Source organism: Hymenobacter yonginensis, from assembly GCF_027625995.1.
GTDB lineage: Bacteria > Bacteroidota > Bacteroidia > Cytophagales > Hymenobacteraceae > Hymenobacter > Hymenobacter yonginensis.
In genome coordinates this window covers 4,178,999-4,200,813 of sequence record NZ_CP115396.1, presented here as the reverse complement: position 1 = coordinate 4,200,813, position 21,815 = coordinate 4,178,999, and the positions used below count along the sequence as shown (strand labels likewise).

Genomic DNA, 21,815 nt, shown 5'->3' with positions numbered 1-21,815 from the left:
CCCCGTAATTTGCCCCTCTTCACCTCTGCACCCTATTTCTATGGACTTCCTTTCCCAACGCGCCCTGGTGGGCGGCAGCACGCAGGGCATCGGCCGGGCCGTGGCCGAAGTGCTGGCTCTCCGCGGCGCCACCGTCGTGCTGCTGGCCCGCAACGAAGACCGCCTGCGCGAGGTATCTGCGGCCCTGCCCACGCCCCACGGCCAGCAGCACCACTACCTCGTCGCCGATTTCGCCCGGCCCGACGAGCTGCGCCAGGTGGTTCACACCTACCTGCAGCAGCACCCCGACGGCTTCCACATCCTCGTCAATAACACCGGTGGCCCGGCGGGCGGGCCAATTCTGGACGCGCCGGTGGAGGACTTCCGGGCCGCGTTTGAGCAGCACCTGGTGTGCAACCACCTGCTGGCACAGGCGGTGGTGCCGGCCATGCAGGCGCGGCGGCACGGGCGCATCATCAACATCATCAGCACCTCCGTGAAGCAGCCGCTGCCGGGCCTGGGCGTGAGCAACACCATCCGGGGGGCGGTGGCCAGCTGGGCCAAAACGCTGGCCAACGAACTGGGGCCACACGGCATCACCGTCAACAACGTGCTGCCCGGCGCCACCCTCACCCAGCGCCACACCTCCCTCATCGAGAAGAAAAGCACTCAGACCGGCCAATCCATCGAGGAAATTGAGGCGGGGATGCTGAAGCTGATTCCGGCCAGCCGCTTTGCCCAGGCCGAAGAAGTGGCGGCCGCCGTGGCGTTTCTGGCCTCGGAAGCCGCCGGCTACATCAACGGCACCAATATGCCTGTAGATGGCGGCCGCACCGGTAGCCTATAAATTGCCTGGGGAATGGCTGGTTGTTTCAGCCTTGTTGTTGAACGACCAGCCATTTACCCATGCCGCTATTACATCATTTACCCTACTTTTGCCTACTCTCCGCTTCATACGCCCTGCCCTTTGGTACACATCGACAAGCTCTCCATCGTCATTCCGGTTTATAATGAGGGCCGCACCATTCACCAGATTCTGGACCTGCTGCGGGAGCTGAAGCTGGTCAACGACATCAAGAAGGAAATTATCCTGGTAAACGACTGCTCTACTGACAACTCGGTGCAGGCCATTGAGGCGTATGCTGCCCAGTACCCCGAAATGGGTTTGCGGCTGCTGCAGCACCCCGTCAACAAGGGCAAAGGCGCGGCCCTGCACACCGGCATCCGCGAGGCTACTGGCGACTACGTCATCATTCAGGACGCCGACCTGGAGTACGACCCCGAGGAGTATAACGTGCTGCTCAAGCCCATTCTGAAGGGTTTTGCCGACGTGGTATTCGGTTCGCGCTTTATGGGAGGCAAGCCGCACCGCATCCTGTTCTTCTGGCACAGCATCGGCAACAAGATGCTCACCTTCCTCTCGAACATGTTCACGGACCTGAACCTGACCGACATGGAAACGTGTTACAAGCTGTTCCGCCGCGACATCATTCAGAGCCTGAAGTTGGAAGAAAACCGCTTCGGCTTCGAGCCCGAGGTAACCGCCAAGGTGTCGCGGGTGAAGGACGTGCGCATCTACGAGGTGGGCATCAGCTACTACGGCCGCACCTATGCCGAGGGCAAGAAAATCGGTTGGCGCGACGGGTTCCGGGCCATTTACTGCATCGTGAAGTACGGCCTGTTCGGGTAGGCGCAACAAACAGCGGAGCCGTACGCTTACAGCCGCCGACGCACGCCGCCGGGCAATTCGGAGCCGCATGCCAACAGAGCCTTGATTGCTGATTTGGTTACTTCGCCGGGGGCCACTCCAGCCAGAAAAAGTGGTCCTTATACATTGCCCAGGTGGTATCGCAGCAGTGGAGAATGCCGCGGTAGTACTGCCAGGTTTGGGTGAGATTGAGCACAATGCACAGCAGCAACACGAAAGCAACGCCATAAAGCGAGACGTAAGAGCGGCGGCAGCGGTCGAATACGCTGGCTAGCGGCAACGCCAGCAGCGGATACAGACTAATCAGCGGGCGCTGGCTGAAGCTCCCGCCATACCCCCAGTCCCACCACGACCATGTGACGTAGAGTACCAGCGGCAGCAGCAGCAGCAGCACTGGCAGCGCGGCCCGCACCTGCCGCCGCAGCACCCCTATCCCGAGCAAGGCCAGCCCCATAATCGGGGTGTAAATCAGCCAGCCTTTGCGCGGATTGAAAAGGCCATCTAATAGATGTGGGTGGCGGAAATCGAACTTTTCGTTGGGGTAAGAGTCGATAAACCAGGCACCGCCTACGCTGTGCCAGAACCAGGGCTGCAGTAGCAGCAGTGCCCCGGCTACGCCGGCTACCAGTGCAATCTGGGCGCGATGCTGCCAGAGTTGCCGGGCCCGCTCCCGTACTGCCATCCACGAGGTGAGTCCCCAAAGCGCCGGCACCAGCACCATCCAGAGTTCCGTTACGCGCACCAGCCCAAGCAGGCCCAGCACCACACCCAGCCACGCGGCATCACGCCAGCGAAACGCGGCCAACCACCTGATCGTGAGCAGCAGTAGCGTGGCATTGAGCAGAAACAGGATGCCGTGCGACATCGGTGACTCATAAGTGGCGTAGCAGAAAAAATTGGTCGCCAGCCCCACAGCCAGGACGGTCAGCGCCACGGTGGTATCGTCGAAAAACCGGCGCAGCACAATTCGCAACAGCCACAAGCCCAGCATAGCGTAACTGAGGCAGACCAAGACCAGGGACTTTTGGTAAAGCGGAGAATAACCATCATTCACCGCCCCCGATGCGGTGGCAATACCGTGCGCCAGAAAAAACGCGGGCGCGTAAAACAGCGACATACCCAACGAATACTTCATCACCTGCCGGCCGTTGGGTGCGGGCACCAGGCCGTAGCGGCTGTCGAGGTCGGGGCGGTATTGGGCACGCACGGCGGCCGTATAGGTGCCGTCGCCCACGTCATCGTAAATAAAATGGCTGGACAGGTACTGATAGTAACCGGCCATGTCCCAGATCAGCACGTCGTGGGCATCCCATTTACGGGCCTGAAACACAGTTAGCAGTGCCAGCGCCACAATCAGCAGATAGGAGGCAAGTGACTTCATAAGCGCAAAGAACCGCAGGCTACCAGCAGTGTAAGCTGCGGCAGCATACTAGGGATATACAGGTTGGCCTGGGCTCAAGGCGTAACCGACAGGCTTTCAGGCTAGACAAAACGAGCGTCTATGACAGCAAAACGGCTCTTTGGGAATGGCTCAAATACCAACCCCAAAGAGCCGCGTTGCTTCGGCACGCAATGACTGTTACTCGCTTTTGCTGATAATCAGGTCATCAAGGTACGCGGGCTCAGCGGCGCCGGTACGCCACAGATACACGCTGATTTTATTGGCGTAGGTGATGTTGTCAGGCAGGGTAATCTCCTTCTCCACTTCCACCCACTTGTTGAACGACTTCACCTGATCGGTCAGCTTTACGGCCTCCCAGATAATCGGCTTTGCGGCCGGATTGGCTGGGTCCGTTATCTGCGTCACCAGCACGGCTTCGGTTTTGCCATTGGGCAGATTCACCCATGCCTGCACCTTTATCTTGCGCAGCTTGCTGGCGCTGAGCTTACCCAGCAGGTTGTTATAGCCCATGCTATACTCAACGGCCGGGCCTACTTTCAGCGCGTACTGTCCCGAATGTGCTTTTTCTTTGGTTAAGGAGTTCGGCGTATTGTCGCCCATCCAGCCATCAACCGATTCGAAGTCGTTGCCGGCAAGCTGATTGGCCGGCCGTTCCGCCGTCTTATCGCCGCAGGAGGCCATGCTTACTGCCAAAAGTGCGTACAGCAGTTTTTTCATAAAGAAGGGGCAAAAAGTAATTGTACAGCCAAAACTAGCGGAAAATACGCAGTTCGCCAGCAGGCATTACGAGGATTGCACCGGAGCAGGATCAGGCTCTTTCAAGCACATAATGATCCAAACCGACAGGAAAGGAACCAGCAGCAACAGGTTATCATAGGGAACCTGGATGAAGGCGTAGAAAAAGGTGAGGTTCAGCTTCAGGGCCAGCAACGCCAGGTGCCGGTAGTCGAGCGTGGGCCGGGCACGGCTCACCCAGTACCACACTGCCACTGCCGCCACCGAGCCAACGGACACCACCATGTGCACCAGCCGAAGCAGGTTGATGCGCGTGGCGAAGTCGCCGGGGGCATACGTATAAAACAAGCTAGCCAGCCCCACTCCGCGGAACAGCTGCGCCGGATTTCCTTCCGCGTTCAGATTATTCTGCCACTCCGCAACCGCCGCCGTGGTGTAGGCGCCTTGCCCCTTCATAAACGCCGACCAGTCTGCTGATAGAAAAGGCAGCACGTAAATACCCAGGATACCTACCGCAACCAGCGCTGTCAGCCAGATAGCCCGTTTTGGTCCTTCGTGCCGATAGATGAGCCACAGATAAAACGGAACCCAGAACAGCAGGGAAAACCGGGAAAGCAGGCACAGCACCAGCCCTATTGCCCGCAGCAGAGTGGACTGGCTCAGGACTCCGGCAACCAAAATGAAGTAGTAGCCGACAATCATGGTTTCGATGGACAAACCCAGAATGTGCGTGTCGTGCCCCAGCAGCGGCCAGAACAGCAGCAATGGCAGCAGCAGCTTGGTAATGCCACCGTAAAACGAAGGCCTGGTAGCAGCCAGCCGGTAAGCGTAGAGCAGTGCGCCAAGACCAAGCACCCACAATCCCAGCCACCGATAATCTATGTTCAGCGCATCGGGCAGCAGATACGGCAGCCACATCATCGGCAGATATGTTGGCGACAAATCATACCCGAACTCGGTGATGAGCGCATACACTGGCTCACCATTCTGCAGGCGCCGCAGATACACTTCAAGAGAAGGTAGCACATCCGACATTTTCACGTCTACCGGATATTGCGCTATGATTTCTTGTATTCGCGGGTAGAGCGCTACCGCCAGCATTGCCATTGCGGCCACATAGGCCCATTGAGGGCGCCCGTACCCGCTTTTGCTTGTGGGCAGCAGGTATGGCTGCCCGCGCAGAGCCCGCCAAGCAGCTCCAACAAACAGCACGGAGGCTCCCATGTACAGGATCGGACTCAGGAGCGGCCCGAAGGCATTGCGGCTGTAGAAAAACAACAGGAGTTCCGCAGCGAAGGCCGCCAGCACCAGTACGGTCTGTTTCTGGGCGGAAGAAGAATGAGCGTTATGGGATGCCATGGTTGGTAAGCTTATACTGGCGAGGGGGCAAGATTACTAACTTTGCCGCAGTTGTAGCCTGTGCCAGCGCCAAGCCTGTACCTTTATACTTTCGCACTCATTGCCGATTCTATGGACCTTACGTATGAGCAGAAATATCATCAGTTGGAAGAGCAGCACTGGTGGTTTACAGGCCGCCGCGACGCTGTTCGTAAGCTGATTAACGGTCTGCGCATTCCTGCTACGGCCGATATTCTGGAAATCGGCTGTTCGGCCGGGCCATTACAGCAGATTCTCCAATCCGACGGCTACCAGCACCTTACCGGCATTGACATAAGTGAAAAAGCTATTTCCCTGGCGCGGCAGCGCGGTGTTGCCAACGTATCGGTGATGGATGGGGCGCGGCTGGACTTTGCGGATGCTTCCTTCGATCTACTGATTGCCTCCGACGTGCTGGAGCACATCGAGGATGAAGCTCGAGCCGTGCGCGAATGGCACCGGGTGCTGCGGCCCGGCGGCCGCATGATTGTGTTTGTGCCGGCTTTTCAGATGCTCTGGACCCGCCACGACGAGGTGAACCACCACTATCGGCGCTATACCGGCGCCCACCTGCGCCGCGTGCTGCAGCAGGCCGGCCTGCAGTTGGAGCGCACGTCGTACTGGAACTCCACCCTGTTTTTCCCGACTACGGCCGTGCGGCTGCTGCAGCGCCTGCTGGTCCGGTCCCGCTCTGATATCCCTTATACCGGCGACCTGAAACAGTTGCCCCCCTTGCTGAATGGATTGCTCAGCCAGCTGCTCAAAACCGAAAACAAGGTGCTGCAGCACCTGCCGCTGCCGGTGGGGGTTAGCGTATTTGCCATTGCCCGCAAGCCCTAGCGCCCCGCGCCTGATTTCTTTCCCTCCCCAGCCCTGCTCCCCGTGGATCTGTCCGTCATCATCCCCATCTACAACGAAGAAAGCAACATCCCGACGCTCTACGACCGGCTGCGCGGGGTGCTGGATCCAATGGGGCTGCACTACGAGTTCATCTTTATCAACGACGGCTCGCGCGACAAGTCCCTGCAGTTGGTGCAGACGCTGGCCTTGCGCGACGAGCGGGTGCGCTTCATTGATTTCAGCCGCAACTTCGGGCACCAGATTGCCGTGACGGCCGGCTTGGACCTAGCCGTGGGCGAGGCCGTAGTCATTATCGACGCCGACCTGCAGGACCCGCCCGAGCTGATTGTGCCGCTCTACCATAAGCTGCACGAAGGCTACGAGGTGGTGTACGCCAAGCGCCGTTCCCGGCAAGGCGAAAGTGCCGCCAAGAAGCTCACCGCCAAGCTTTTTTACCGGCTTCTGGCCAGCATCACCAACATTTCCATTCCGGTAGACACCGGCGACTTCCGCATCATCTCGCGCAAGGTGGTGGATGCCCTCAAGCAGATGCCGGAGCAGAACAAGTTCATCCGGGGCCAGATTTCCTGGATCGGCTACCGCCAGACCTACATCGAATACGATCGGGCCGAACGGGCCGGTGGCGAAACCGGCTACACCTACCGCAAGATGATCCGGCTGGCCCTGGACGGCATCACCGGCTTCTCCGACGCGCCACTCAAAGCTGCTACCATCGGTGGGTTTATCGTGTCGGGGGTGGCCTTTGTGGTGATGCTCTATACGCTGTATGCGCGCTTCGTGAGCGGCGACTACCAGCCAGGCTGGGCCTCGCTGATGGTGAGCATCCTGTTTCTGGGGGGCGTGCAGCTCATTGCCGTGGGCATCATCGGCGAGTACATTGCGCGACTCTCAGCTAACGTGCGCCAGCGCCCGCTCTACATCATCTCCGATACCAATATCACGCACGCCCCGCAGACTGACAAGCAGTTGCGGTAGCATGACGCTCTACTTCTCCTTCTTTCGCGGCGCCAGCACCACGTAGCCGTCAGGGAAGCGCTGCTCGGCGAAGTCCGGGAATACGGCGCGCAGGTAGCGGTGGGCCGGGCCGTCGCGCCAAGTGGGGCTGACGAGCACGGCGGCGGGCTGGTAGTGCTGCCGGAACCGGGCCGCCGCCGTGGCGGAAGGCGCGGTGAACGTGGTATCGGCGGGGGCGCGCTGCAGCGCCAATAGGGCGTGCACCACGGTATCGGCCTCAAAGCGGGCAAACTGCTCGGCCCCGACGCGGGAAATGTAGGCGGAGGGTATCTTCTTGCGGTAGTAGGGCTGGTGCAGGAAGCTGCGCAGCTCCACTTTGCCCAGCTGGCGGTAGCCATCCACCAACCCAAACGGCACCGTGAACAACGCCTCACCCGGCAGCGCCGCCACCGCCCGGTAGGCCGCTGGCATCTTCCGGGACGAGTCCAGCGGCGGTGGCACGGGCCAGAATTCTACCAGCACCACCAGCACCAGCACGCCGCTTAGCAGCGCGCGTAGCACTGGTCGGTGCGAAGCATCCCAGGCGGCTTCCAGGGCCCCAAACCCTACGATGGGCAGCAATAGCGTCACCATCAACACCCAGCGCGTGGGGCAGCGGATATTATTGAAGAACGGGATGAAGTGCAGCAGGCCGTTGGGCAGATTGAGCTTGATGTGGCCCAGCACCCGCAACGCCGGCAGCGTGAGCAGCACAAAAAACAGCAGCACCCACGCCAGCGGCCGGCCCTGGTGGTCGAGGTTGCGTACGGAGGCTAGCCGCCGCGGCCACAGCGCTGCCAGCGCGCACACCAACGGCACCGCGTAGCCCAAGAACATGACGTTTTCCACGGAGCCCGGCATGTTGAAGATCTTTGGATTGTGGTAGATCTGCTGAGCCCAGTCGAAGTTCAGCCAGCGGCTGTTGTCGGCTGGCAGGAAGAAGCCGGCCAGGTCGCCACCCCACCAGAAGCCGGCGTTGTCGGGCACGTCGCGCAGGCGCATGAGCCGGATGACGAGGTGGCTCACGACCAGCACACCAGCCAGAATCAGCCAAGGGCGGCGGTGACGCCAGTTGATGCTGCCCAACTTCAGCCAGTACCAGGCGGCGTAGGCCAGCGAGAAGTAGAGCAGCGCAAACAGCACGTAATAGTCGCTGAAGAGCGTGATGATGCCCAGCCCGAAGCAGGCCGCCACGGCTTTCCAGCTGCGCACCTGCGGCCAGAATCGGCCCGGCTCAAACCGGAAGGCGCTCAGGAACGCCAGCAGGTAAAACGGCACCGTAGCCGTGAGCACCAGATTGTAGTGGTAAGGCAGCCGCACGGTTTTGTAGGGCGAAAACGCGAAGAATAACCCCGCCAGCCACGCCAGCGCCGGCTGCCGCAGCCAGCGTCGCGCCAGCAGCCACGCCCCCGCCCCCGACAGCGCATATTCGGCGGCCAGCGCGAGGTTGAGGGCCAGCATTTCGTTGTTGATCAGCACATTGACCATACCCACAATCGGGATATAAGCATGCAGCCACAGCCCTGCCCCCTCGGGGTAGAGCAGCCAGGTGGAGTAGAACGGGTTGTGCCCGGCCGCTACCTGTTCGCGAAAGTGCCACACATTCCAGAGCTCCAGATAGCCATCCTGGTCGGCGAAGGCGGGGAAGGTGGTGCTCAGGTGCGCGGCCAGCGGCCAGGTCCAGGCCACGAACACGGCCAAGTAGGAAGCCACTACCAGCGCCAGCCGCCAACCAGTGTTTGTGTTAGGCATACAGATGCAGAATTCAGCAGAAAAAAGAGAGCCGGCCGGCCCTCAGCCGGGGCAGGCAAAGGTAGCCGTTGCCGGCTAAGTCGTACCTTTTCGGGGTTTCCTGCCGTCCCGTCCGCTTCGCTATGCTTCACCTTCAGAACTACCTCAACGGCCAGCTGGTGCCGCCCGCCGCCGGCCGCTACCTGCCCAACATCGAGCCCGCCACCGGCCAAGTGTTCAGCTACATTCCGGATTCCGATGCCGAAGACGTGGCCCGTGCCACCGCTGCCGCCGAGGCCGCCCTGCCCGCTTGGCGCCGCCTGCCGGCCGAAGACCGGGGCCGGCTACTGGTGCGCATCTCGGAGCTGATTGAGCGCGACCTGGAGCGTCTGGCCCAGGCCGAAAGCCAGGACAACGGCAAGCCCGTCAGCCTGGCCCGCACCGTGGACATCCCGCGCGCCGCCAGCAACTTCGCCTTCTTCGGGACGGCGGCGCAGCACTTTGCATCGGAAACCCACTTCCAGGAAGGCGTGGCGCTGAACTACACGGTGCGGCACCCGCTGGGCGTGGTGGGCTGCATTTCGCCCTGGAATCTGCCGCTGTATTTGTTTACCTGGAAAATTGCTCCGGCACTGGCCGCCGGCTGCACAGTGGTGGCCAAGCCCTCGGAAATCACACCCTACACGGCGTTTCTGCTGAGTGAGCTGTGCATGGAAGCCGGGCTGCCGGCGGGTGTGCTCAACATCGTGCACGGCACGGGGCGGGGCGCGGGCCAGCCCATCATCGAACATCCGGGCATCAAGGGCATCAGCTTCACGGGCGGCACCAAAACCGGCGAACAGATAGCCCGCACCGCCGCGCCCATGTTCAAGAAACTCTCGCTGGAGCTGGGCGGCAAAAACCCCAATATCATCTTCGCCGACTGCGACCTGGCCGAGGCCGTACGCACCAGCCTGCGCAGCAGCTTCGCCAATCAGGGCCAGATCTGCCTGTGCGGCTCGCGTATCTTCATCGAGCGTAGCATCTACGAGCAGTTCAAGGTTGATTTTCTGGCGGGCGTGGCCGGCCTGACCGTGGCTGACCCGCAACTGGAAACCAGCCGCCAAGGCGCCCTGGTGAGCGAGGCACATCTGCAAAAGGTATTGGGCTACATTGCGCTGGCCCACGAGGAAGGCGGCACCCTGCTGGCCGGCGGGCGGCGTGTGCAGTTGCCGGGCCGCTGCGCCGAGGGCTACTTCCTGCAGCCCACCGTATTTGAGGGGCTTGCGCCCGACTGTCGCGTCAACCGCGAAGAAATCTTCGGCCCCATGGTCACGCTCACGCCCTTCGATACCGAAGAAGAAGTGCTGACCTGGGCCAACGGCACCGACTACGGCCTGGCCGCCACCATCTGGACCCGCGACCTAAATCGGGCGCACCGCGTGGCGCACCAGCTGCACAGCGGCATCGTCTGGATCAATATCTGGCTGCACCGCGACCTGCGTACGCCGTTCGGCGGCATGAAGAACTCCGGCGTAGGCCGCGAAGGTGGGTTGGAGGCTTTGCGCTTCTTCACGGAGGCGCAAAGCGTGACCGTGAAGCTGTAGTCATCCGTCATTCCGAGCGCAGCGAGGAAGCTGAGTAAATCAGCGCAACAAATTCACCGAGATTCCTCGCTGCGCTCGGAATGACAACCGGTTTACAGCCGCTCCAGGCGCCGTTCCAGTTCGTCCAGCGTGATTTCCTGAAACTCCAGCGGGTCGGGCTCCTGGCCGGTGGTGGTTTCCTGCCAGGCGAGGTAGGGCGTGCCGGCTTCATAGCGGAGGCCGATGAGCACGGCGCGGCGGCCGGCTGGCACGTTGTCGAACTGGTAGCTGCCACCGCCAGCCTCGCCGGCCAGGATGGTGGGCGTGGCGCCGCGCAGCACCAGCCGTACCGAGGTGCCGTCGGGGGTATTGGCGGATGACGTGACGGACTCAGTGGCTTGCAGCGAGGTGGTGGCGCCGGTCTGCGGGCGGTCGGCGTTCAGCCAGCCCAGCTGGGCGCAGTGGAATACGTAGCGGTCCGTGGGCTCGGGTTCTGAGGCAGTGGGCTCGTCGGCGGGAAGGTCGGCGGCCAGGGCCTGCTCGGCGGTGGGGGTGCTGTCGGCGGTGGAGAGCTGGCCTTCGTTGAAGGAGAAGCGTACGGGCAGCATCATTTTCACCTTCACGAACTCGCCGTTGCGCTGGCCGGGCGTCCAGTGGCCGGAGGTCTGGCGGAGCACGCGCAGCACCTCTTCGTCGCAGCCGTGGCCGAGGCCGTAGAGTACTTTGGGGTTAAGCACCTTGCCGCCTTCATCCACCACAAACGAGGCAAACACCACGCCCTGCGTGCGGCTGGCCAGTGCCTGCTGGGGGTACCGGATCAAGCGGTTGATGTCGGCGGGGCCACTGCCGTAGGCGGGCATGGGGCGGGCGTCGGTGTAGATGGTTTCGGCGGTTTCGGGCGCGGGGGCGGCGGTTTCGGGGGCCAGCTCCCAGCGCACGGGGGCGGTGCCCTGGCCGTGGTAGAGGCGCATGTCGGGCAGCGGGCGGCCGTTGGCGGCGGGCAGCTCCAGTCGCACAGTGCGGCCGGCGGCGACTTGCAGGGGCTGGCCGTTCTGGGAGGCTTTCAGCAGCACCATGCCGGCCGTCTGGAGGGGCTGGCCGTCGGTGGTGGCGGTGCTGAGGTTGGTGAGCAGCATCTCGGCGGGCGTCAGGCACTCCTTCAGCTCCACCCACACGGGGCCGGTGGCGGCGCGTTGCTGGGCATCAACCAAGGTACCAGCGCCGATGCGGACCACAGTACCGGCGCGGCCGCGCACTTCAGCGGCCTGGGTAGGATCAATCTGAAAATACTCGCTGGCTTTGCGGGCCACGTCGAACAGGGTGGCGTCGCCAGGGGGCGGGGTGCTGCCGAGCAGGCCGGCCGGGGCGCGGCGCACGCTGCGGTAGACGATCAACGGGGCCGTGCGCGAGGTGGGCCGGGCCAAGCGGTGCCAGTCGCGGCGAACGGGAGTGGTATCGAGGGTGCCGACGGGGTCGGACAGGGAATCGAGGGCCAGGGAATCGGCCAGGGCGGGGGTGCGCCGCTCGGTGGTGGCGGGCTGATCGGGCTGGCAGGCCGCGGCGGCCAGCAGCGTCAGGCCAAGCAGGAAAGAGGAAAGCCGGGGTATTCGCATTGCTAGGTTTCTACGCACAAACGAACAAAAGGCTAGGCTGCGTGTACGGAATAGATGATTGGCTGGAATTATTAGCTCAAGTATAGGTATTTACCCGCGAAAGAATTGTGCTGGCAGGCAGTGGATGCTAACTGGCAGGCAGTGGATGCTAACTGGCAGGCAGTAGATGATAACTGGCAAGCGGTAGATAGTATCTGGTAGGCAGTAGATGATAACTGGCAATTGGTAGGTGATAAATGGCAAGTGGAAGATGCTATCTGGCAAGCGGTAGATGCTGGTTAACGTATCTGGGGCTGCGTTCCGTCGAGCGGATGATGATGTGTGGCTCAGCAGGAACTACGTGGCGCGCTGGCTGAAAAAGAGGCGTCAGGTGGTAAGTGTAGGATTTGGGTTGGGCGGGCCGTTCACCCTGGTTTACCGTTCAAGACAACCAACACTTTCTTTTCCCTTCTTCATGGCTATCCAACCAAAAACCAAGGGTTTGGCGCACGTCGCCCTGCGTACCACCGACTTCGCCCGCGCCAAGGCGTTTTACCATGACCTGCTGGGCTTCCCCATCGCGCTTGAAACTCCCGAAATACTGGGCTTTCTGGTCGGAGCCATATTCATCGGCTTCAAAAAGGCCGAGCCCACCCATCCCGGCGGCAGCACCTTTACGCCCTTCAACGTGGGCCTCGACCATATTGCCATTGCCTGCGAAGACGAGACCGAACTACACCGTGTAGCGGACGCCCTGCAAGCGGCAGGCGTGGAAAACACCGGCGTGAAGCAAGACACGGTGGGGCCGATGCAGTATGTGGCGTTCAAAGACCCTGACCGTATCGCCTGGGAGTTCTACATGGTGTAGAGACGCAATAGTTGACGTCTCATCGTTGAAAAGGTGACAGCAGTGTCAACAGGCTCAGCAAGAAGAAGCCCTCCGACGGTAGGTTATTGGCCTACTGCCGGAGGGCTTCTTGCTTAGGGTCGTTTTCAGCATTGAGAGGAAGGATTGCTTCGCTTCGCTCGCAATGACAGGCTTGCCTACAAATTCTTCAGCACGAAATCAGTCATCTGGCGGTAGAGGTGCAGGCGGGTGGTGCCGCCGTAGATGCCGTGGTTGCGGTTGGGGTAGTAGAGGGTCTGGTAGTCTTTGTTGGCCTTGATCATGGCGTCGGTGAAGGCGACCGAGTTCTGGAAGTGCACGTTGTCGTCGCCGGTGCCGTGTACGAGCAGGAGCTTGCCCTTGAGCTTATCGGCGTGCTGCACGGGCGAGTTGTCGTCGTAGCCGGCGGGGTTTTCCTGGGGCGTTTTCAGGAACCGCTCGGTGTAGACGGTGTCGTAGTAGCGCCAGTTGGTAACGGGGGCCACGGAGATGCCCATCTTGAACAGGTCGGCGTTTTTGGTGAGGGCCAGGGCGGTCATGTAGCCGCCGAAGCTCCAGCCCCAGATACCGATGCGGGCCTTATCGACGTAGGGTAGCGAGGCCAGGTATTTGGCGCCTTCGCCCTGGTCCACAGTTTCGAGCTTGCCGAGGTTGGCGTAGGTGACCTTTTTGAAGGCCGCGCCGCGGGCGCCGGTGCCGCGCCCGTCCACAATCACCACGATGTAGCCGTTTTCGGTCAGCATCTGGTGCCAGAGGTAGTTGGTGCCACCCCAGGAGTCGGCGTTGGTCTGGGAGCCGGGGCCGCCGTACACGTGCATCAGCACGGGGTATTTCTTGCTGGCGTCGAAGTTGGTGGGCTTCAGCATCTGGCCATTCAGCTCCACGCCTTCGCTGGTTTTGAAGGAAAAGAACTCGGGCGTGGCCAGGTTGTACTGGCTGAGTTTGTCGCGCAGCTTGGCGTTGTCTTCCAGCACTTTCACCAGCTTGCCGTCCTGGCCGCTACGCAGGCTGACCACGGCGGGCACGCCGGCTTCGGAGTGGTAGTTGAGGTAGTAGCGGGTGTCGGCACTCATGTTGGCAGCATCGGTGCCGCGGCCAGCTTCGCTGAGGCGGGTTTTGCCTTTGCCTTTCAGATCCACGCGGTAGAGGTGGCGTTGCAGCGGCGAGGCTTCGGTGCTGGTGTAGTACACGAGGCCCTTTTTCTCGTCGAAGCCGTCGATGCTGGTGATTTCCCAGGGGCCTTTGGTGAGCTGGCGCACCAGCTTGCCGCCCATGGTGTAGAGGTAGAGGTGGCGGTAGCCGTCTTTTTCGCTGCTGAACAGGAACTCCTTGCCGCCCTGCAGGTAGCGCAAATCATCGTTGACTTCCACGTAGGCCGCGTCGGTGTCGGTGAGGACCACTTGGCTCTGGCCGGTGCGGGCGTTGGCGTGCAGGATTTCGAGCTTGTTCTGCAGGCGGTTCATGCGCCGGATGCTGAGCAGGTCGGCAGTTTGGGTCCAGAGGATGCGCGGGATGTACTGGTTCTGCTCGGGGCCCACATCCAGCTTGGTGGTTTTGGCGGCGGCCACGTCGTAGGCCGAGACGCTCACGATGGAATTTTTCTCGCCGGCTTTGGGGTATTTATAGCGGTAGTCTTTGGGGTAGAGCGCGCCCCACTCCTGCATGTTGTACTCGGGCACCTGGCTTTCATCGAAGGTGTAGAAAGCCACGTAGCGCGAATCCGGCGACCATTGGAAACCCTGCGCAAACTCGAACTCTTCCTCGTACACCCAGTCGGTGCCGCCGTTAATGATCTTGTTGAGCGCGCCATCGGTCGTGACAGCGGTTTCGCGCATGGTGGCGAGGTCGGTCACGAACAGGTTGTTGTCGCGCACGAAGGCCACGCGCTTGCCGTCGGGCGAGAAGGTGGCGTAGAGCTGCTTGCCGGGCGCCTGGCTCAGGGGCGTGAGCTGCTTGCTCTGGCGGTTGTAGATGTAGAACGTGGACTTGCTGGAGCGGCGGTAAATCGGCTCAGTGGCGGTGCTGAACAGGACCTGCTGCTCGTCGGCGTTGAAGCTGTAGCCATCCACGGGCAGCGGCTGGGGTTGGCCGGGCAGCTGCAGGGCGGTGGCCGCTACCAGCGTCTGCACGGGCTGGCCGGTGGTGACGTCGTGCTGCACGAGGCTGCCCTCATCGAGCGAGGAGTAGAAGCGGCCGTCGTTCATCCAGTTGAAGCCGGGCACCGACTTGGCGGCAAACGTGCCTTTCTGCCAGATGTCTTCGAGGGTGATGTTCTGTTTTTGCTGGGCCGAGGCGGTGGGCAGCAGGGCGGGAACCAGCGCGGGGCCGGCGGTAGCCAGCCACAGGGCCAGCGTGAAAGAGCGAAATTTCATGCAGAAGGAAAATGTCTGGGGGAATCGGGACGTTAAGGTAGCCAATGGCGCGGGCTTGGTTGCACGGAAGACGCGGCAAAACCCGGCTACCTGGCACATCCGCCCGAAACCCCGATCTTTACCGAACCTATGCGTTATCGTCTGTTTCCGCTTCTCGCCTCGCCCCTGCTGCTGCTGGCCGCCTGCAACCCCGAGCCCAACCCCGGCCCGCGCATCGACCTGGTGGGCAGCACCACGCCAGCGCTGCTGAGCGCCAGCCGCACCAGCGCCGTGCCCGCCGACACGTTCTCAACCCGCGTGTTTGCCGAAGCTCGCGACACCGTGAACGGCCCTGCCCTCACCCGCCTGCGCATCACCGTCGAATACTTCCGCAACCGCAACCCCTACATCTACCCCTCTCCCTACAACCCCGACCAGGTACCCACCGAAGATGATCCGCTGGTGTTCCTCGACTCGCTGCTGCCGGCGGGCAAGCGGGCCCAAGTGTTTCAGTACACAGCCGGCACGCGCAGCACCTCGGGCCAGGAAACCTGGAATTTTCAGGTAGAAGACACCGAAGGCGCGTCCAACCAGCGCAGCTACGTGCTCACGCTCCGCAACCCCGACTCGCTGCTAACCTATCACCGCTACACGATGCGACTGCAGGCCCCGCTCACGCGCAAGTCGCGCAGCTACCTGGCGCTGTCGGCGGGGCTGGCGCTGCCCGCGTTTGCGCTGGGTCCGCGCACCGCCCAGAACCGCGACTCCATCGACGTGGTGTATCTGCCGCTGGCAGCCGGCGCCCGCGCCCTGGCCGCCCCCGCCGACCCGGCCCTGACGCTGCGCGCCTGGACCACCCGCCGCCGCACCGAGTTCCGCCGCACCACCCTCAACCAGGCCGGCTTCACCGCCGCCGACAGCCAGGCCGAGCTGGTGGACGCCTTCGCCACCGGCACGCCCCTCACCCCCACCACCAACACCGGCGTGCTGACCAAAGGCCAGGTGGTAGCCTTCCGCACCATCACCAACAAGACCGGCCTGCTCTACATCGAGGATTTCCCCACGGCTCCTCGCCCGGCCGTGCTGCTGCAGGTACGCATCACGAAATAGGCCGGCGCCAAACGCAAAAAGCCCCCGCACTGTCTGGTACGGGGGCTTTTGTTGTGCTAATGATGACAGCCTAGAACAGGAATCCGGCCGTAACGGTAGTCGTGAAGCGGCTTGCGTCCACGCTCACAACCGGCGTGTTGTTGGTGCTCAGGGTGTAGGGGCTGTAGAACCGCTTGCTGGTGCCGTACACGCCGGCCACGTCCAGGAAGAAGTTGTTTTGCCGGATGCCAGCGCCGCCCGTGTAGTAGTTCTGGGTGCGGTCGAAGTCGCTCTGGCGGTAGGCGTCGCCGTAGCGGGCGTAGCCGGCGCGCAGACGGAACACGTCCAGGCGCAGCTCGCCGCCCACCCGCACGTTCACGGCCGACTGGTACAAGCCCTTAATGGCCGTGTTGTCGGGCCCGAAGTCGTTGTCGACTTGGTTTTCGGCCGTGTTGAGGCGGGCCTGGCTGTAGTTGACGTACTCCACGTCGCCGCTTATGAAGCCATACTTGCCAATCACGGCCGTCACCCCGCCCGAAGCCCGAAACGGCGACGTCAGCAGGTAATCAAACGGCGTGGTGCCGGTGCTCACCTCGCGGCTGGTGTAGCTCTGGTTGCCCACCCGCACCGGCCGGTCGAAGTTGGCGCTCAGCGACGAGCTGTAGGTTTCCGACAGCGTCGTCAGCGTGGGCGTCTGGATGGAAGCGCCGAAGCGCACGGCGTCGTTGAAGCGGTAGATGGCCCCGATGCGGGCATTGATGCCGCTGCCGCGGGTTTCCACAATCTCGCGGTACGTGAGGCTGTTGAAGGCCGTGTTACCGTTTGGCTCTGCTTCCGAAGCCGTGAGCGTGCTGGTGGAGTTGTAGCGGGTGCTCACGATGCCGATGGCGCCGCCCACGTACAGCCGGTCGCGGTAGCTGGCGCCGTAGCCGATGTCGAACTGCGTCTGAGAGCCGGTGGTCAGCACGACTTCGTCCTGCGTGAGCCGGCCCGTATCCTCAAATGGCCGAGACAAGCCTAGAACACTGTCGCGGGGCTGGCCATTGGTGTAGTAGTAGTCCGTCAGCAACGCACCATACGCCAGACCATCCAAGGTTCTATACCCGCTGTTGAACTGCTGTTCGGCGTTGGCCACGCTGATTTCCGGGTCGTTGAAGCGCTGCAGGATGTCCTGGCTGGGGTCGGGCTGGCCGCGGTAGCGGAAACGCTGGTTGTAGTCGTTGGTGCGGTTGAAGCCGATGGCCAGCGTGCCGCCGCGCCACGCATTGTTGTCGGCATCGGGCCGGCGCCGCACAAAGGCGGCGCCCAGGCTGGCCACGTGCAGGCTGTTGCGCGAGTCGGAGGTGGTGGCGCCGAAGCCCGTGGCATCGGCGTTGCTCAGGCCCAAACCCGGCGTGAAGCTGAACTCGGAGCGCTGGTAGAGCCCCAGCCCGGCCGGGTTCGTGACGAGGCTGCTCAGGTCGGCGCCTACGGCCACGTTGGCGCCGCCAATGCCGAGGGTGCGGGCCGTGCCGCTGGGCTGGGTCTGCGAGAAGCGCAGGGCATCTACTTGGTAGCCCTGGGCTACCTGTTGGGCAAAGCCGTAGCTAGCCTGGCCCGCAAAGGCCACGGCAAGCCAGTATTTCAGGTTTTTCATTGGAAGGAAAGGAAGGCGGCCGCCACGCGGCCCGTCACATAGTATAGGTCAGAGTTGCGCCGGTTATTGTACCCGGCCACGGCCGCCGCCGCCACCACCGCCACTGTTGCCCCCGCCGCCACCGGAAGGAGCCGAGTAGCTGCGCGACTCAGAAGCGCGGCTGGGCGCCTCGTAGCTGCGCTGAGGTGCTTCGTAGGAGCGTTGGGCGCTACGCTGCGGGGCCTCATAAGTGCGTTGCGGCGAAGACCGGCGCGTTGGCTGCTCCATCGTCTCGCCACCGCTGCTCTGCTGCGACGGGCTTTGGCTGTAGATGCTGCGGCTCCGGCCGCGCGACTGCGAGTAGTCAGTGGAAGGCTGCGGCGTGCTGCCGGCCCCATCCTGCCCTACGCGCCAGCGGCGACCTTCGTAGCTGCGGGTAGGCCGTTCAGTGGCAGCATCCTGCAGCGCCGGGCTACGCGTGATGCCATTGTTGCGGTCAGGAGCCGTCTGGCCAGCGGCCCCATCGGTACCAAGATCAGGGTTGCGGGTGCCCCGGACGCCGGGCGTACCAGTGGTAGCGGCATCCGTCATGCGCACGTTGCGGCGGCCGGGCATGGTAGCGGGGGTGCTTCCCACCACGTTGCCGGACGTGTTGCCGCCCGGAGCCACCAGGCCACCTTCCGTGACGCGGCCCCGGCCTCCGCCGGTGCTCGTACCCATACCACCGACACCGGTGCCGGAGCCCGTGCGGCCCGACGTAACGGCTTCGGCGCTGCGGCTGCTGCGCGGCCCGTAGCGCTGGTTCACTGAGCGGCCGCCACCGGAGTAGCCGCCGAAGCCGCCACCGTTGTAATAGCCACCGCCGTTGTAGTATCCACCGTAGCCGGCGCCATAATAGCCGTTATAGAAACCGTCATAATAACCGCGGCCGTAGCCACCCCAGCGGTTCCAGCCCCAGGGCCGGCCCCAGCCCCATGGGCTGCCAAAGCCTACATAAATGTTTACTCCACTACCGTAGCCCCAGAAAGGGTCGTAGCCACCATAGCCATAGCTGGGCCCCCAAGCCGAGTAATAACCGGGGCCACCATACCAGAATGGGTCGGAGAAAATAAAGTCGTTGTAACCGTAGCCGAAGCTGCTGTAGTACGGCTGGTGAAAACGCCGGATGCGCGAAGAATACGCAAAGTCGTCGTCGTAGTATTCGGTAGATTCGTCGGTGGCAGCCGAACTGCCTTGCTCCGTGTAATCAGGATTCGTGAGCTCGTCGCGGGTGGCGGGCGTGGCCGCCGCTACCGCCGCCGCGCTTTGCGTGGTGCGGTCAGAGGAAGAATAATAGACGCCGTCGCTTTCCGTAGTGGAAAGCCCGGCGGTGCTTGCGCAGCCTCCCAGCGTGAGCAGGGAGAAGGCAGGCAGCAGGGTAGAAAGGATTTTTTTCATGACGGCTAACAAAAAAGGAGGCGGGCGAAAGAAAGTATCTACTCAAACACCGAAGACTTGCCTACACCAGTTGCAGACCGAGACGACAGGCTCCGGTTTAATAACGTAATTTGGCGACGAAACGGTGCCGAAATGTCTAGCACAAATCTTGGGCCAAAACGGGAACTTTTTCAACTTACCAAAGATACCTGAAACATGAGCAAAAGTTTGCCCAAGCGGAGCGAGGATTATTCCCTGTGGTACAATGAGTTGGTGAAGCGCGCAGGTCTGGCTGAGAACTCTGCTGTACGAGGCTGCATGGTGATTAAGCCATACGGTTACGCCATCTGGGAGAAAATGCAGCGTACGCTCGACGATATGTTCAAGCGTACGGGCCATCAAAACGCTTATTTCCCGCTGTTTGTCCCCAAAAGTCTGTTCGAGGCGGAAGAAAAAAACGCCGAGGGTTTTGCCAAGGAATGCGCGGTGGTAACGCACTACCGCCTGCAGACCGACCCCGACAATCCCGGCAAGCTCCGCGTCGACCCCAACGCCAAGCTGGAAGAGGAGCTGGTGGTGCGCCCCACCTCGGAGGCCATCATCTGGAGCACCTACAAAGGCTGGATCCAAAGCTACCGCGACCTGCCGCTGCTCATCAACCAGTGGGCCAACGTGGTACGTTGGGAGATGCGCACCCGCCTGTTTCTGCGCACCGCCGAGTTTCTGTGGCAGGAGGGCCACACCGCCCACGCCACCGCCGAGGAAGCCTTAGCCGAAACCCGCCAGATGCTGGAGGTGTACGCCCAGTTTGCCGAGGAATGGATGGCGCTGCCCGTAGTGAAGGGCGTGAAAACCGAAAACGAGCGGTTTGCCGGCGCCGAGGACACCTATTGCATCGAAGGGCTGATGCAGGACGGCAAGGCGCTGCAGGCCGGCACCTCTCATTTCCTGGGCCAGAACTTCGCCAAGGCGTTTGACGTGCAGTTCCAAAGCAAGGAAGGCGGCCTGGAGTACGTATGGGGCACCAGCTGGGGCGTGAGCACCCGCCTGATGGGCGCACTCGTGATGGCCCACTCCGATGACGAAGGCCTGGTGCTGCCGCCCAAGCTGGCCCCCATTCAGGTGGTCATCGTGCCCATCTACAAGTCCGGCCAGCTCGACGAGCTGCTGGAGCGCATCCGCCCGATGCAGATGGGGCTGATTGAGCGCGGTATTTCGGTGAAAGTAGACGACCGCGACACCGAGCGCCCCGGCTACAAGTTTGCCGAGTGGGAGCTGAAGGGCGTGCCCGTACGCCTGGCCGTGGGCATGCGCGACCTCGACGCCGGCACCGTAGAAGTAGCCCGCCGCGACACCAAGGAGAAGATGAACCTGCCCCTGGCCGACATCGTGAACAGCGTAGCCGCGCTGCTCGACGACATCCAGACCAGCATCTACCGCAAAGCGCACCAGTTCCGCGAAACCCACACGCACCGCGTGGATACCTACGAAGAGTTCAAGCAGGCGCTGGAAGGCGAAGGCGGCTTCGTGGTGGCCCACTGGGACGGCACCTCCGAAACCGAGGAGCGCATCAAAGAGGAAACCAAAGCCACCATCCGGTGCATGGCCCTCGCCGAACCCGACGAGGACGGCACCTGCATCCTGACCGGCAAGCCCAGCAAGCGCCGCGTGTACTTCGCCCGGGCCTACTAAATCACGGATTTTTTCGGATTAGACGGATTTCACGGATTTTGTGAACGGTTGACGTTCTATTAAAGCAAAAGAGGCTTGCCCATCAGCAAGCCTCTTTTTGTTGGGTTTCAGCTGATTTCCGGCCGGTTCTAACTGGTTTCCGGTAGGTTCCAGCTGATTTCCGTTGGTTTTCGACTGAAGAAAGCAACACAGCACCGTCCACAAAATCCGTGAAATCCGTCTAATCCGAAAAAATCCGTGATCCTGTGCTTATCTTTTCCTAACCTAACTCCTTCCCTGCTATGGACTGGCTTACCGTTGCGCTGCTTTTGCTTTTTGGCCTGGTGTTTCTGGCGGCCGAAGTCATCTTTATTCCGGGCACGACGGTGGTGGGGCTGCTGGGCTTCGCGCTGCTGGCGGCCGGCGTCTGGTTTGCCTACCGCGACCTGGGCTCCGGCACCGGGCACGTGCTGCTGGCCTCGTCGGTGGTGGTGGCGGGGCTGCTGGTGTACGTGGGGCTGCGGCCCAAAAATCTGGCCCGCGTGGCCCTCAACGACGTGAACAGCGGCCACGTACGCGACGCCCGCCTGCCCGACGTGCAGCCCGGCACCACCGGCCGCACGCTCTCGGCTCTGCGCCCAGCCGGCACCGTGCTCTTCGCCGAAAACCGCCGTGAGGTAACCACCCGCGGTGAGTTTGTGGCGGCCGGCACCGAGGTGCGCGTGCTCCGTATCGAGCAAAACCGCATTGTGGTGGAAAGTGTAGCATAAGCTTTAGCTTGTGCCGCCGGCCAGCTCCTCCAACGCTGCCACAGCTGCTGGCTAGGTCTTTTTCTTTCACGGCA

At 62.1% G+C, this 21,815-nt stretch carries 17 protein-coding genes; 9 read left to right on the top strand and 8 right to left on the bottom strand.

Annotated elements, in window-relative coordinates; genetic code table 11:
- Positions 1-34: 34 nt before the first annotated feature.
- Positions 35-826, top strand: coding sequence for an SDR family oxidoreductase (locus O9Z63_RS18115; protein ID WP_270129288.1), 792 nt, complete (start codon positions 35-37; stop codon positions 824-826).
- A 120-nt stretch (positions 827-946) separates the two neighbouring features.
- Positions 947-1,669, top strand: coding sequence for a glycosyltransferase family 2 protein (locus O9Z63_RS18110; protein ID WP_270126783.1), 723 nt, complete (start codon positions 947-949; stop codon positions 1,667-1,669).
- A gap of 97 nt (positions 1,670-1,766) precedes the next feature.
- Here the strand turns inward: O9Z63_RS18110 and O9Z63_RS18105 are convergent, their stop codons facing one another.
- The 3 genes from O9Z63_RS18105 to O9Z63_RS18095 all read right to left on the bottom strand — a co-directional run bounded on the left by O9Z63_RS18105 (position 1,767) and on the right by O9Z63_RS18095 (position 5,183).
- Positions 1,767-3,068 carry a hypothetical protein gene (locus tag O9Z63_RS18105; RefSeq protein ID WP_270126781.1) on the bottom strand — a complete coding sequence of 434 codons (1,302 nt, stop codon included), beginning with the start codon at positions 3,066-3,068 and terminating at the stop codon, positions 1,767-1,769.
- A gap of 198 nt (positions 3,069-3,266) precedes the next feature.
- Positions 3,267-3,806 (bottom strand): carbohydrate binding domain-containing protein, encoded by a 540-nt coding sequence (locus O9Z63_RS18100; protein ID WP_270126780.1) that lies wholly within the window; start codon positions 3,804-3,806, stop codon positions 3,267-3,269.
- Positions 3,807-3,872: 66 nt separating this feature from the next.
- The gene (locus O9Z63_RS18095) at positions 3,873-5,183 is read right to left on the bottom strand and encodes a hypothetical protein (RefSeq protein ID WP_270126779.1); all 1,311 of its coding nucleotides are present in this window, start codon (positions 5,181-5,183) and stop codon (positions 3,873-3,875) included.
- Positions 5,184-5,294: 111 nt separating this feature from the next.
- Here O9Z63_RS18095 and O9Z63_RS18090 point away from each other — a divergent pair, with 111 nt between their 5' ends.
- Together O9Z63_RS18090 and O9Z63_RS18085 are read left to right on the top strand one after the other, a co-directional pair.
- Positions 5,295-6,041: a class I SAM-dependent methyltransferase gene (locus O9Z63_RS18090; RefSeq protein ID WP_270126778.1), complete on the top strand. Its 747-nt coding sequence runs from the start codon at positions 5,295-5,297 to the stop codon at positions 6,039-6,041.
- Positions 6,042-6,083: 42 nt separating this feature from the next.
- Positions 6,084-7,037 carry a glycosyltransferase family 2 protein gene (locus O9Z63_RS18085; RefSeq protein WP_270126777.1) on the top strand — a complete coding sequence of 318 codons (954 nt, stop codon included), beginning with the start codon at positions 6,084-6,086 and terminating at the stop codon, positions 7,035-7,037.
- Between the two features lie 9 nt (positions 7,038-7,046).
- On the opposite strand, the gene O9Z63_RS18080 is transcribed toward O9Z63_RS18085, so the two are convergent.
- The gene (locus tag O9Z63_RS18080) at positions 7,047-8,807 is read right to left on the bottom strand and encodes a glycosyltransferase family protein (protein ID WP_270126776.1); all 1,761 of its coding nucleotides are present in this window, start codon (positions 8,805-8,807) and stop codon (positions 7,047-7,049) included.
- 122 nt (positions 8,808-8,929) lie between these two features.
- Here O9Z63_RS18080 and O9Z63_RS18075 point away from each other — a divergent pair, with 122 nt between their 5' ends.
- On the top strand, positions 8,930-10,372 hold the full coding sequence (locus O9Z63_RS18075; RefSeq protein WP_270126774.1) for an aldehyde dehydrogenase: 1,443 nt from the start codon (positions 8,930-8,932) through the stop codon (positions 10,370-10,372).
- 92 nt (positions 10,373-10,464) lie between these two features.
- On the opposite strand, the gene O9Z63_RS18070 is transcribed toward O9Z63_RS18075, so the two are convergent.
- A complete protein-coding gene (locus O9Z63_RS18070) occupies positions 10,465-11,964 on the bottom strand; it encodes an energy transducer TonB (RefSeq protein ID WP_270126773.1) in 1,500 nt (499 codons plus the stop codon).
- 454 nt (positions 11,965-12,418) lie between these two features.
- On the opposite strand from O9Z63_RS18070, the gene O9Z63_RS18065 reads away from it, so the two are divergent.
- Complete coding sequence (locus O9Z63_RS18065) at positions 12,419-12,811, top strand: VOC family protein (RefSeq protein ID WP_270126772.1); 393 nt, start codon at positions 12,419-12,421, stop codon at positions 12,809-12,811.
- A gap of 176 nt (positions 12,812-12,987) precedes the next feature.
- On the opposite strand, the gene O9Z63_RS18060 is transcribed toward O9Z63_RS18065, so the two are convergent.
- Positions 12,988-15,201, bottom strand: a complete 2,214-nt coding sequence (locus O9Z63_RS18060; protein ID WP_270126771.1) for a S9 family peptidase — start codon at positions 15,199-15,201, stop codon at positions 12,988-12,990.
- Positions 15,202-15,330: 129 nt separating this feature from the next.
- Between O9Z63_RS18060 and O9Z63_RS18055 the strand changes: the two genes are divergently transcribed.
- Entirely contained in the window at positions 15,331-16,290 is a 960-nt protein-coding gene (locus O9Z63_RS18055) for a hypothetical protein (RefSeq protein ID WP_270126770.1), read from the top strand.
- 70 nt (positions 16,291-16,360) lie between these two features.
- Here O9Z63_RS18055 and O9Z63_RS18050 read toward each other — a convergent pair whose 3' ends face one another.
- Complete coding sequence (locus O9Z63_RS18050; RefSeq protein WP_270126769.1) at positions 16,361-17,905, bottom strand: OmpP1/FadL family transporter; 1,545 nt, start codon at positions 17,903-17,905, stop codon at positions 16,361-16,363.
- A gap of 63 nt (positions 17,906-17,968) precedes the next feature.
- On the bottom strand, positions 17,969-19,321 hold the full coding sequence (locus O9Z63_RS18045; protein WP_270126768.1) for a hypothetical protein: 1,353 nt from the start codon (positions 19,319-19,321) through the stop codon (positions 17,969-17,971).
- A gap of 195 nt (positions 19,322-19,516) precedes the next feature.
- Between O9Z63_RS18045 and proS the strand changes: the two genes are divergently transcribed.
- Positions 19,517-20,992, top strand: a complete 1,476-nt coding sequence (gene proS, locus O9Z63_RS18040) for a proline--tRNA ligase (RefSeq protein WP_270126767.1) — start codon at positions 19,517-19,519, stop codon at positions 20,990-20,992.
- Between the two features lie 281 nt (positions 20,993-21,273).
- The gene (locus O9Z63_RS18035; RefSeq protein ID WP_269559371.1) at positions 21,274-21,741 is read left to right on the top strand and encodes an NfeD family protein; all 468 of its coding nucleotides are present in this window, start codon (positions 21,274-21,276) and stop codon (positions 21,739-21,741) included.
- The last annotated feature ends 74 nt before the right edge of the window (positions 21,742-21,815 follow it).